The sequence below is a fragment of the Streptomyces thermodiastaticus genome (genome assembly GCF_014656135.1).
GTDB lineage: Bacteria > Actinomycetota > Actinomycetes > Streptomycetales > Streptomycetaceae > Streptomyces > Streptomyces thermodiastaticus.
Genome location: NZ_BNBV01000006.1, coordinates 117,743 through 130,526, shown reverse-complemented (window position 1 = coordinate 130,526; position 12,784 = coordinate 117,743). Strand labels below are relative to the sequence as shown.

General features: G+C 69.8%; 8 protein-coding genes. 7 read left to right on the top strand and 1 reads right to left on the bottom strand.

Annotated features, from left to right (window positions below):
• Positions 1–6 precede the first annotated feature (6 nt).
• The gene (gene rpmH / locus IE286_RS08485; protein WP_003956500.1) at positions 7–144 is read right to left on the bottom strand and encodes a 50S ribosomal protein L34; all 138 of its coding nucleotides are present in this window, start codon (positions 142–144) and stop codon (positions 7–9) included.
• Between the two features lie 364 nt (positions 145–508).
• Between rpmH and dnaA the strand changes: the two genes are divergently transcribed.
• The 7 genes from dnaA (at position 509) to gyrA (ending at position 12,769) form a co-directional block, all read left to right on the top strand.
• On the top strand, positions 509–2,497 hold the full coding sequence (dnaA, locus tag IE286_RS08480) for a chromosomal replication initiator protein DnaA (protein ID WP_189796003.1): 1,989 nt from the start codon (positions 509–511) through the stop codon (positions 2,495–2,497).
• A gap of 1,194 nt (positions 2,498–3,691) precedes the next feature.
• The gene (gene dnaN, locus IE286_RS08475; RefSeq protein ID WP_189796002.1) at positions 3,692–4,822 is read left to right on the top strand and encodes a DNA polymerase III subunit beta; all 1,131 of its coding nucleotides are present in this window, start codon (positions 3,692–3,694) and stop codon (positions 4,820–4,822) included.
• 171 nt (positions 4,823–4,993) lie between these two features.
• Positions 4,994–5,872, top strand: coding sequence for a phosphogluconate dehydrogenase (NAD(+)-dependent, decarboxylating) (gene gnd / locus IE286_RS08470; RefSeq protein ID WP_189796001.1), 879 nt, complete (start codon positions 4,994–4,996; stop codon positions 5,870–5,872).
• A gap of 80 nt (positions 5,873–5,952) precedes the next feature.
• Positions 5,953–7,074: a DNA replication/repair protein RecF gene (recF, locus tag IE286_RS08465; RefSeq protein WP_189796000.1), complete on the top strand. Its 1,122-nt coding sequence runs from the start codon at positions 5,953–5,955 to the stop codon at positions 7,072–7,074.
• The gene (locus IE286_RS08460; RefSeq protein ID WP_189795999.1) at positions 7,071–7,652 is read left to right on the top strand and encodes a DciA family protein; all 582 of its coding nucleotides are present in this window, start codon (positions 7,071–7,073) and stop codon (positions 7,650–7,652) included. The genes recF and IE286_RS08460 overlap by 4 nt, the downstream gene beginning before the upstream one ends.
• 413 nt (positions 7,653–8,065) lie before the next feature.
• Positions 8,066–10,120: a DNA topoisomerase (ATP-hydrolyzing) subunit B gene (gene gyrB, locus IE286_RS08455; RefSeq protein ID WP_189795998.1), complete on the top strand. Its 2,055-nt coding sequence runs from the start codon at positions 8,066–8,068 to the stop codon at positions 10,118–10,120.
• A 42-nt stretch (positions 10,121–10,162) separates the two neighbouring features.
• Positions 10,163–12,769 carry a DNA gyrase subunit A gene (gene gyrA, locus IE286_RS08450; protein ID WP_189795997.1) on the top strand — a complete coding sequence of 869 codons (2,607 nt, stop codon included), beginning with the start codon at positions 10,163–10,165 and terminating at the stop codon, positions 12,767–12,769.
• The last annotated feature ends 15 nt before the right edge of the window (positions 12,770–12,784 follow it).

Here is a 12,784-nt window from a genome sequence, read left to right as displayed (position 1 = left end):
CCGGGATCAGGCGGACAGACGGGCGCGACCCTTGCTACGGCGGGACGCGAGAATCGCGCGGCCGGCACGGGTGCGCATACGCAGCCGGAAGCCGTGGGTCTTCGCGCGACGACGGTTGTTCGGCTGGAAGGTGCGCTTGCTCACTCGGGGGCTCCAGAAAAAATTCGGTAGTGGCGGGGTGCCGTCCTGGCTGTCACCGTGCGCCCACGAGTAGCTCGCAGTGACGCCCGAGTGCACCGCTTCCCGATCACCTGACGTGATCCGTGCCCTTCGGAGGCAGGCGGCAGCAGCCATCGACAACTCGACCTGGTTACGGTACGCGCGCTCGCGCCGTCCGGTCAAACCAGCCCGGCTCGCGACCGGCTTGTCCACAGGCTGGGGACAACAACTTGAACCGCACCCACCGGCCTGACTACCGTGGCTGGACTCCCATTCGTTCCTGTCCCCCGTTTACATCCCGACCCGTCCCGAACCACACGTTCGTGGGACCCGTGAGAGAGCGTGCCCTGTGGCTGACGTACCCGCCGATCTTGCCGCAGTGTGGCCGCGAGTACTGGAGCAGCTCCTCGGGGAGGGCCGCGGACAGGGCGTCGAGGCGAAGGACGAACACTGGATCCGCCGTTGCCAGCCGCTGGCGCTGGTCGCGGACACCGCCCTGCTCGCCGTGCCGAACGAGTTCGCCAAGGGCGTGCTCGAAGGCCGCCTCGCCCCGGTCGTCAGCGAGACCCTGACCCGGGAGTGCGGCCGGCCGATCCGGATCGCGATCACCGTCGACAGCTCCGTGGGCGAATCCCGCCCGCCCGTCTCGCCGACCCCTGCGCCGCGCTACGAGGAGCAGGAGCTGCCCACCGGTCAGGGCGGCTACGAGGGCTACGGCCGGCACCGTGCGGACCACCTGTCCGACAGCCCGCGCCCCTCCCGCGCCGACCAGCACCCGGGCGCGCCCGGCGACCAGCTGCCGCCGCCGCGCACCGGCCCGTCCGACGGCGACTCGCTGCCCACCGCCCGCCCGGCCTACCCCGCGGAGTACACCGACTACTCCGAGTACCACCGCACCGAGCCCGGTGCCTGGCCGCGCCACGGCCAGGACGACTACGGCTGGCAACAGCGGCGGCTCGGCTACCCCGAGCGCGACCCGTACGCCGTGCCCGCGCAGGAGCCGCCGTACGGCTCCCGTGACGGCTACGGTGCCGCGGACTCCTACTCCGCGGCACCGCAGGACTACCGTGCGCGTCCGGTGGACCGCGCGTCGTACGACCCGTCGCGCGCGGACTACGACTCCGCACGCGGCGAGTTCGACCAGCGGGACTACGACGCACGCGACTACGAGCAGCACGAGCCGGGGCGCCGCGAGCCGTCCGCCGGCTCGGGGCCCGTGCACCGGACGGGTCCGGCCGCGTCCGACACGGGTGTCCGCGGCCCGTCGGGCGGTCAGCCGTCCTCGGGCGGCCATCCCGGCGAGCCGACGGCGCGGCTGAACCCGAAGTACCTGTTCGACACGTTCGTCATCGGCGCCTCCAACCGGTTCGCGCACGCGGCCGCGGTCGCCGTCGCCGAGGCCCCGGCGAAGGCGTACAACCCGCTGTTCATCTACGGCGAGTCCGGGCTCGGCAAGACGCACCTGCTGCACGCCATCGGGCACTACGCGCGCAGCCTGTACCCGGGCACGCGGGTGCGGTACGTCAGCTCGGAGGAGTTCACCAACGAGTTCATCAACTCCATCCGCGACGGCAAGGGCGACAGCTTCCGCAAGCGCTACCGCGAGATGGACATCCTGCTCGTCGACGACATCCAGTTCCTGGCGGACAAGGAGTCGACGCAGGAGGAGTTCTTCCACACGTTCAACACCCTGCACAACGCCAACAAGCAGATCGTGCTCAGCAGCGACCGGCCGCCCAAGCAGCTGGTCACGCTGGAGGACCGGCTGCGCAACCGCTTCGAGTGGGGACTGATCACCGACGTCCAGCCGCCGGAGCTGGAGACGCGCATCGCGATCCTGCGCAAGAAGGCGGTGCAGGAGCAGCTGAACGCCCCGCCGGAGGTGCTGGAGTTCATCGCCTCCCGCATCTCGCGCAACATCCGCGAGCTGGAGGGCGCGCTGATCCGGGTCACGGCGTTCGCGTCGCTGAACAGGCAGCCGGTGGACCTGGGCCTGACGGAGATCGTCCTGAAGGACCTGATCCCCGGCGGGGAGGACACCGCCCCGGAGATCACGGCGACTGCCATCATGGCCGCCACCGCCGACTACTTCGGGCTGACGGTGGAGGACCTGTGCGGCACCTCGCGCGGGCGTGCGCTGGTCACGGCACGGCAGATCGCGATGTACCTGTGCCGGGAGCTGACCGACCTGTCCCTGCCGAAGATCGGCGCCCAGTTCGGCGGCCGCGACCACACGACCGTCATGCACGCCGACCGCAAGATCCGCGCGCTGATGGCCGAGCGGCGCTCCATCTACAACCAGGTCACCGAGCTGACCAACCGGATCAAGAACGGCTGACGACCGCTGCAGCGCACGTGAAGGGCGCCCCGGGAGCGATCCCGCGGGCGCCCTTCACGCATGCCTGGGCCGGCAGGAGCGGTGCCGCGGGAAGCCACGTTCCGGGACAGCACAGCCAGCCCGTCACGCCTTCCGGGCCCCTTCCCTGGAACGGGCCGGGAGCACGTCTCGCAGGCGGGCCACGGACACGGTCCGGCAGCCACCGGACGGCTGCTGGACAACTGCCGTCCAGCAGCGGCCCGCAGGCGGTCGGCCGCACAGCCCGGGAAGCGGCCGGCAGCACCGGGCAAGCCCTCGTCTCGCGGTCCGGGAACCGGCCGGCCAGCACCCCACAGTCCCCCAGCACACGGTCCGCAGTCTCCCCAGCACACGGTCCGGGGCCGCCGGGGAGCCGAGCGTGCCAACAGGCCCGGCCGGCCCCGCTGTTCGATTACCGGCCTGGTTACGGTTCTTCTCCACAGATTCGGCGACTTTTTTCCGTCCACACGCTGGGGACCGGGACGTTGTCCCGATCGGCGTCCACATCTGTGCTGTGCGAGAGTCGTCCTCCCAGCTCACGGCCCTGTGGACTCGTGGACGAACACCGTCCACAGGCTGTGGACGAAGGATCGGTCCACAGACCGTGCCGCACGTTGTCCACCGGTGACCCACAGGTTGTGGGCGGTTGTCCCCAGCGATCGGCGTCTTCTCCACACCCCTGTCCACTGTTCGGCAAGGCACCGCCCCCGCTCACTGCGTCGAGTGAAAGGCGTCACACGGGGTTGCCGGACCGGGGTGTGGGAAACGGGCGCGAATCTGGGGACGCAGCTGGGGAGAACTGGCCTCGGCCTGTGGGTGGGATGTGCAGAACTTTCTGTTCTCCACAGAGCCCCCGAGTTGTCCACGCCGGACGCCCACAGGGTCCGTGGACAAAATCAGGGCGTCAACCTGCGGAAACGTGGTTATCCACGGTATCCACAGGGCCTACTACTACGTCCGACGAGTAGAGAGCGCGAATTCGTTTCGAAGTGGGCCCTGTGCACAACCGTCCGTCGCGAGCCCGGCTGCCCCGGGCGACGAGCTGACCGCGACGGGCACCTACTGTCGGTGCGGTACGTCAGACTGGTCCCCGGAGTCCTTCCCGTCCCGTGGGGCGGTGACACCGCACAGGACTCAGGAGCACCCGCAGGCAACAGCAGCAGGAGGCGGCTTACGGTGAAGATCCGGGTGGAACGCGACGTACTCGCGGAGGCAGTGGCCTGGGCGGCACGCAGCCTCCCGGCCCGTCCGCCGGCGCCTGTCCTCGCCGGCCTGCTGCTCAAGGCCGAGGACGGCCAGCTGAGCCTGTCCAGCTTCGACTACGAGGTCTCCGCGCGCGTGTCGGTGGAGGCCGAGGTCGAGGAGGAGGGCACGGTCCTGGTCTCCGGCCGCCTGCTCGCCGACATCTCCCGCGCGCTGCCCAACCGCCCGGTGGAGATCTCCACCGACGGGGTGCGGGCGACCGTGGTCTGCGGCTCCTCGCGGTTCACCCTCCACACCCTGCCGGTGGAGGAGTACCCGGCTCTGCCGCAGATGCCGAACGCCACGGGCACCGTCCCCGGCGAGGTCTTCTCCTCCGCGGTGCAGCAGGTCGCGATCGCGGCCGGCCGGGACGACACGCTTCCCGTCCTGACCGGTGTCCGCATCGAGATCGAGGGCGACACCGTGACGCTGGCCTCCACCGACCGCTACCGCTTCGCGGTCCGTGAGTTCCTGTGGAAGCCGGAGAACCCGGACGCCTCCGCGGTCGCCCTGGTCCCGGCGAAGACCCTGCTGGACACCGCCAAGTCGCTGACCAGCGGGGACAGCGTCACGCTCGCGCTGTCCGGCTCGGGCGCCGGCGAGGGCCTGATCGGTTTCGAGGGCTCCGGGCGCCGGACGACCACCCGCCTGCTCGAGGGCGACCTGCCGAAGTACCGCACGCTGTTCCCGACGGAGTTCAACTCGGTGGCCACCATCGAGACCGCTCCGTTCGTCGAGGCCGTCAAGCGCGTGTCCCTGGTCGCGGAGCGCAACACCCCGGTGCGGCTGAGCTTCGAGCAGGGAGTGCTGGTGCTGGAGGCCGGAAGCAGCGACGACGCACAGGCTGTGGAGCGGATCGACGCCCAGCTGGACGGCGACGACATCTCGATCGCCTTCAACCCGACGTTCCTGCTGGACGGCCTGAGCGCCATCGACTCCCCGGTGGCCCAGCTGTCCTTCACCACCTCCACCAAGCCGGCGCTGCTGGGCGGCAAGCCCGCGGTGGACGCCGAGGCGGACGAGTCGTACAAGTACCTGATCATGCCGGTGCGGCTGAGCGGCTGAGCCCTGCGAGGCGGTGGTCCTCATCCTCGGTGAGGCCACCGCGCGGCGGCCTCAGGCGCGTGCGTTTGAGCGCCTATGCCCACGGATGTGCGTGAAGATCCGGGTTTAGGCTCGGACGCGGGTACGAATGTGCCCTCACGCCACGTCGGACACCACTAAGGAACACAACTGATGGAGCTCGGTCTCGTCGGCCTCGGCAAGATGGGCGGCAACATGCGCGAGCGGATCCGCCGCGCGGGCCACACCGTCATCGGATACGACCGCAACCCGGACCTCGCGGACGTCCACAGCCTCAAGGAACTGGTGGACAAGCTGCAGGGCCCGCGCGTCGTCTGGGTGATGGTGCCGGCCGGTGCCCCGACCCAGTCGACCATCGACGAACTCGCCGAGCTGCTGGAGCCCGGCGATGTGGTCGTCGACGGCGGCAACTCCCGCTGGACCGACGACGAGAAGCACGCCGAGCAGCTGGCCGCCAAGGGCATAGGCTTCGTGGACTGCGGCGTCTCCGGCGGTGTGTGGGGCCTGGAGAACGGCTACGCCCTCATGTACGGCGGCGACGCCGAGCACATCGCCAAGGTGCAGCCGGTCTTCGACGCGCTCAAGCCGGAGGGCGAATTCGGTTCGGTGCACGCCGGCAAGGTCGGCGCGGGCCACTTCGCGAAGATGGTCCACAACGGCATCGAGTACGCGATGATGCAGGCTTACGCCGAGGGCTGGGAGCTGCTGGAGAAGGTCGACTCCGTGGACAACGTCCGGGAGATCTTCCGCTCCTGGCAGCGCGGCACCGTCATCCGCTCCTGGCTGCTCGACCTCGCGGTCAACGCCCTCGACGAGGACGAGCACCTCGACGCCCTGCGCGGCTACGCACAGGACTCCGGCGAGGGCCGGTGGACGGTGGAGGCCGCCATCGACAACGCCGTGCCGCTGCCGGCGATCACCGCCTCGCTGTTCGCGCGTTTCTCCTCCCGCCAGGAGGACTCGCCGCAGATGAAGATGATCGCGGCGCTGCGCAACCAGTTCGGCGGCCACGCCGTCGAGAAGAAGGCCTGAGCGGCTCCGCCGTCACAGGCAAGCAGTCCCACCGGACCGTGCGGCACGGTCCACGACGCGCAAGGAGGTCGGCACACGCCATGCATGTGACGCATCTGTCGCTGGCCGACTTCCGTTCCTATGCCCGGGCCGAGGTCCCGCTCGGCCCGGGCGTCACCGCCTTCGTCGGCCCCAACGGCCAGGGAAAGACCAACCTCGTCGAGGCCGTCGGCTATCTCGCCACCCTCGGCAGCCACCGGGTCGCCTCCGACGCCCCCCTGGTCCGCGTGGGAGCCGAGCGGGCGGTGATCCGGGCGCAGGTGAGGCAGGGCGACCGGCAGCAGCTGGTCGAACTGGAACTCAACCCGGGCAAGGCCAACCGCGCCCGCGTCAACCGCTCCGTGCAGGGCAGACCGCGCGATGTGCTGGGCATCGTGCGGACCGTGCTGTTCGCGCCCGAGGACCTCGCCCTGGTCAAGGGCGACCCGGGCGAGCGGCGCCGTTTCCTGGACGAGCTGATCACGGCCCGCTCTCCGCGTATGGCGGGCGTGAGGGCCGACTACGAACGCGTCCTCAAACAGCGGAACACCCTGTTGAAGACCGCGGCGCTGGCCCGCCGGCACGGCGGCCGCACGCTGGATCTGTCCACGCTGGACGTCTGGGACCAGCACCTGGCCCGGGCGGGCGCCGAACTGCTCGCCCAGCGCCTGGACCTGATCACCGCGCTCCAGCCGCTGGCCGGCAAGGCCTACGACCAGCTGGCCCCGCAGGGCGGCCCGGTCGCGCTGGAGTACAAGCCGTCCGCCCCCGGCGAGGCGCACACCCGCGAGGACCTGTACGCCCAGCTGATGGCCGCGCTCGCGGACGTCCGCAAGCAGGAGATCGAACGGGGCGTCACGCTCGTCGGCCCGCACCGCGACGACCTGGTGCTCAAGCTCGGCCGGCTGCCCGCCAAGGGCTACGCCTCCCACGGCGAGTCCTGGTCGTTCGCCCTGGCACTGCGGCTGGCCTCGTACGACCTGCTGCGCGCCGAGGGCAACGAGCCGGTGCTGATCCTCGACGACGTCTTCGCCGAGCTGGACGCCCGGCGCCGCGAGCGGCTCGCCGAGCTGGTCGCGCCCGGCGAACAGGTGCTGGTGACCGCGGCGGTCGACGACGACGTGCCGCGGATGCTGGCCGGCAGCAGATTCGCGGTGTCCGGCGGGACGGTGGAGCGGGTATGAGCGGCGAGGCGGATCCGGCGGGCCGGCGCGGACCGGCCCCCGTGCCCCGGCAGTCCCCGCCGCCCGGCGCGCAGCCGTCCGCGCCCTCCGGCGTCGACCTGGCGCGGGTGGCGCTGCGCGCGGCGAAGGAGGCGGCCCAGGCACGAGGCCAGGCCGCCCGGGCGCAGCGGCGGACGCGGCGAGGCGGATGGCGTTCGGCCGTGCGCACCGACGGCCGCGAACCGATGGCGCTGAGCGCGGCGATCAACCGGCTGATCACCGAGCGGGGCTGGGAGACCCCCGTCGCGGTCGGCGGGGTGATGGGGCGCTGGCCGCAGATCGTCGGCGAGAACCTGGCCAAGCACTGTGTGCCGCAGCGCTACGACGAGGACGAGCGGGTGCTGACCGTCCAGTGCGACTCCACGGCGTGGGCGACCCAGCTGCGGGTGCTCGCCCCCTCGCTCGTGGCCCGGCTCAACGAGGCTCTCGGGCACGGCACGGTGCGGCTGATCCGTGTGCTCAACCCCGGCGGAGCCCCCCGGCGCCACGGCCCGCTGCGCGCTCCGGGCAGCACGGGCCCCGGCGACACCTATGGGTGACACACTTCACATCACAACGTGACGAAGGGCTGTGCGTGCCCCCGCGTGTGCGGTGCGCGACCCGTCCGTACGCCTGTGTGCACACCCCCTGACCCGTGGGTAGCGAAGGGTTGACGGCTCGAAGCGCTGAGTGCCGCTGTGAGGCTCTTGGAACCCCCATCCGCATATCGGGACCCGCCCGAGTCCGGTTCAGGGCGGCACATGCGGCCTCAGGGACCCGCAAACCCCCATCACTGTCGGCGCTACCGGTAGACTGGACGACAATCCCGCCCCGAACGTGGGGACCGTCCGGGAAAAGCTGAGCAACGCTGAATCAAGGCTGACCAACGCACCATGCCGCAGCCGCTCCGGCACTCTCCCCCAAAGGGGGCACTGAAGGAGCTCGGCTCGGGCTGTGCCAGAAAGGGCGCTTCGTGGCCGATTCCGGCAACCCCAACGAGAACATCCCGTCCACCGACGCCGACGTCAGCGGTTCCGCCCCAGCAGGCGGCACCGCGGCTTCGTACGACGCCAGCGCCATCACCGTCCTCGAGGGGCTGGACGCGGTCCGCAAGCGACCCGGCATGTACATCGGCTCCACCGGTGAGCGCGGCCTGCACCACCTTGTGTACGAGGTGGTCGACAACTCCGTCGACGAAGCCCTGGCCGGGCACGCCGACACCATCGACGTGACGATCCTGGCCGACGGCGGCGTCCGCGTCATCGACAACGGCCGCGGCATCCCGGTCGGCATCGTCCCCTCCGAGGGCAAGCCGGCCGTCGAGGTCGTGCTGACCGTGCTGCACGCGGGCGGCAAGTTCGGCGGCGGCGGCTACGCGGTCTCCGGTGGTCTGCACGGTGTCGGCGTCTCCGTGGTCAACGCCCTGTCGACCAAGGTGTCCGTCGAGGTCAAGACCGACGGCTACCGGTGGACGCAGGACTACAAGATGGGCGTGCCGACGGCCCCGCTGGCCCGCCACGAGCCCACGGACGAGACCGGCACCTCCGTCACTTTCTGGGCCGACCCGGACATCTTCGAGACCACCGACTACTCCTTCGAGACGCTCTCCCGGCGTTTCCAGGAGATGGCCTTCCTCAACAAGGGCCTGACCATCCGGCTCACCGACGAGCGCGAGTCGGCGAAGGCCACGAGCGGCGCCGACGAGGCGGGCGCCGACCAGAAGGACGAGGTCAAGTCGGTCACGTACCACTACGAGGGCGGCATCGTCGACTTCGTGAAGTACCTCAACTCCCGCAAGGGAGAGGTGGTGCACCCCTCCATCATCGCCCTGGAGGCCGTGGACAAGGACAAGAGCCTGTCCCTCGAGGTCGCGATGCAGTGGAACAACGGCTACAGCGAGGGCGTGTACTCGTTCGCCAACATCATCCACACCCACGAGGGCGGTACCCACGAAGAGGGCTTCCGCGCCGCGCTGACCTCGCTGATCAACAAGTACGCGCGCGACCGGAAGCTGCTGCGGGAGAGGGACGACAACCTCACCGGTGACGACATCCGCGAGGGCCTGACCGCGATCATCTCGGTCAAGCTGAGCGAGCCGCAGTTCGAGGGCCAGACCAAGACCAAGCTGGGCAACACGGAGGCCAAGACCTTCGTGCAGAAGGCGGTCTACGAGCACCTCGCCGACTGGCTCGACCGCAACCCGAACGAGGCCGCCGACATCGTCCGCAAGGCCATCCAGGCGGCCACCGCGCGCGTCGCGGCCCGCAAGGCGCGCGACCTGACCCGCCGCAAGGGCCTGCTGGAGACCGCGTCGCTGCCCGGCAAGCTGGCGGACTGCCAGTCCAACGACCCGTCCAAGTGCGAGATCTTCATCGTCGAGGGCGACTCCGCCGGCGGCTCGGCCAAGTCCGGCCGCAACCCGCAGTACCAGGCGATCCTCCCGATCCGCGGCAAGATCCTCAATGTCGAGAAGGCGCGCATCGACAAGATCCTCCAGAACCAGGAGATCCAGGCGCTGATCTCGGCGTTCGGCACCGGTGTGCACGAGGACTTCGACATCGGCAAGCTCCGCTACCACAAGATCATCCTGATGGCGGACGCCGACGTCGACGGCCAGCACATCAACACGCTGCTGCTGACCTTCCTGTTCCGCTTCATGCGGCCGCTGGTGGAGGCCGGGCACGTGTTCCTGTCCCGCCCCCCGCTGTACAAGATCAAGTGGGGCCGGGAGGACGTCGAGTACGCGTACTCCGACCGCGAGCGCGACGCGCTGATCGAGCTGGGCCGCCAGCGCGGCAAGCGGATCAAGGAGGACTCGATCCAGCGCTTCAAGGGTCTCGGCGAGATGAACGCCGAGGAGCTGCGGGTGACCACCATGGACCCGGACCACCGGGTGCTCGGCCAGGTCACTCTCGACGACGCCGCCCAGGCCGACGACCTGTTCTCGGTGCTGATGGGCGAGGACGTGGAGGCCCGCCGCCAGTTCATCCAGCGCAACGCCAAGGACGTGCGCTTCCTCGACATCTGAGTCGGTCTCAGCTGACCGCACCAGGAAGGATCCCCACCAGCAATGGCCGACGAGAACACTCCCGTGACGCCGGAGAACCCGGAAGAAGAGGGCGGCGACATCGCGCTCCGCGTCGAGCCCGTCGGGCTCGAGACGGAGATGCAGCGTTCCTACCTCGACTACGCGATGTCCGTCATCGTCTCGCGTGCGCTGCCGGACGTCCGGGACGGTCTCAAGCCCGTCCACCGCCGGGTGCTGTACGCCATGTACGACGGCGGCTACCGCCCCGAGCGCGGCTTCTACAAGTGCGCCCGCGTGGTCGGCGACGTCATGGGCAACTACCACCCCCACGGCGACTCCTCCATCTACGACGCGCTGGTCCGCCTCGCCCAGCCCTGGGCGATGCGCATGCCGCTCGTCGACTCCAACGGCAACTTCGGTTCGCCGGGCAACGACCCGGCGGCGGCCATGCGCTACACCGAGTGCAAGATGGCGCCGCTGTCGATGGAGATGGTCCGTGACATCGACGAGGAGACCGTCGATTTCACGGACAACTACGACGGCCGCTCCCAGGAGCCGACCGTCCTGCCCTCCCGCTTCCCGAACCTGCTGATCAACGGCTCGGCGGGCATCGCGGTCGGCATGGCGACCAACATCCCGCCGCACAACCTGCGCGAGGTCGCCGCCGGCGCCCAGTGGTACCTGGAGAACCCGGACGCCTCCCACGAGGAGCTGCTGGACGCGCTCATCGAGCGGATCAAGGGCCCGGACTTCCCGACCGGTGCGCTGGTCGTGGGCCGCAAGGGCATCGAGGAGGCCTACCGCACGGGCCGCGGCTCCATCACCATGCGCGCGGTGGTGGAGGTCGAGGAGATCCAGGGCCGCCAGTGCCTGGTGGTCACCGAGCTGCCCTACCAGGTCAACCCGGACAACCTGGCGCAGAAGATCGCCGACCTGGTCAAGGACGGCAAGATCGCCGGCATCGCGGACGTCCGGGACGAGACCTCGTCCCGCACCGGCCAGCGCCTGGTGATCGTCCTCAAGCGGGACGCGGTCGCCAAGGTCGTCCTGAACAACCTGTACAAGCACACCGACCTGCAGACGAACTTCGGCGCCAACATGCTGGCGCTGGTCGACGGCGTGCCGCGCACCCTGTCGCTGGACGCGTTCATCCGGCACTGGGTGGGCCACCAGATCGAGGTCATCGTCCGCCGGACCCGCTTCCGGCTGCGCAAGGCCGAGGAGCGCGCCCACATCCTGCGCGGCCTGCTCAAGGCCCTGGACGCCATCGACGAGGTCATCGCGCTGATCCGGCGCAGCGAGACCGTCGAGGTCGCCCGCGACGGCCTGATGGGCCTGCTGGACATCGACGACATCCAGGCCAACGCCATTCTGGAGATGCAGCTGCGCCGCCTGGCCGCCCTGGAGCGCCAGAAGATCGTCCAGGAGCACGACGAGCTCCAGGCCAAGATCGACGAGTACAACGAGATCCTGGCCTCCCCGGCCCGCCAGCGGGGCATCGTCAGCGAGGAGCTGGCCGCGCTCGTCGAGAAGTACGGCGACGACCGCAAGACCAAGCTGGTGCCCTACGAGGGCGACATGTCCATCGAGGACCTGATCGCCGAGGAGGACATCGTCGTCACGGTCACCCGCGGCGGCTACATCAAGCGGACCCGGACCGACGACTACCGGGCCCAGAAGCGCGGCGGCAAGGGTGTCCGCGGGACGAAGCTGAAGGAAGACGACATCGTCGACCACTTCTTCGTCTCCACCACGCACCACTGGCTGCTGTTCTTCACCAACAAGGGCCGGGTGTACCGGGCGAAGGCCTACGAGCTGCCCGAGGGCGGCCGGGACGCGCGCGGCCAGCACGTGGCGAACCTGCTGGCCTTCCAGCCGGACGAGACGATCGCCGAGATCCTCGCCATCCGCGACTACGAGGCGGCGCCGTACCTGGTGCTCGCCACGAAGTCCGGTCTGGTCAAGAAGACGCCTCTGAAGGATTACGATTCGCCGCGCTCCGGCGGTGTCATCGCGATCAATCTGCGGGAGCGGGAGGACGGAACCGGCGACGAACTGATCGGCGCCGAACTCGTCTCGGCAGAGGACGATTTGCTTCTGATCAGCAAGAAGGCCCAATCCATCAGGTTCACCGCATCGGACGAAACCCTGCGTCCCATGGGCCGCGCGACCTCGGGCGTCAAGGGCATGAGCTTCCGCGAGGGCGACGAACTGCTGTCGATGAATGTCGTGCGACCGGGTACGTTCGTGTTCACCGCCACCGACGGTGGTTACGCGAAGCGGACCGCCGTCGACGAGTACCGCGTCCAGGGCCGCGGCGGCCTCGGCATCAAGGCCGCCAAGATCGTGGAGGACCGCGGATCCCTCGTGGGTGCGCTGGTGGTCGAGGAGGGCGACGAGATCCTCGCCATCACGCTCTCGGGCGGCGTGATTCGCACGCGAGTCAACGAGGTCAGGGAGACGGGCCGTGACACCATGGGCGTCCAACTGATCAACCTGAGCAAGCGCGATGCCGTGGTCGGCATCGCACGAAACGCCGAGGCGGGACGCGAGGCGGAGGAAGTCGACGGCGAGCAGGCCGCCGGCACCGCCGCCGAGGGTGCCACGACCACCGGCACGGACGAGGGTGAGGCGCCCTCGGCCGAGTAGCACGAGGAGTGAGTC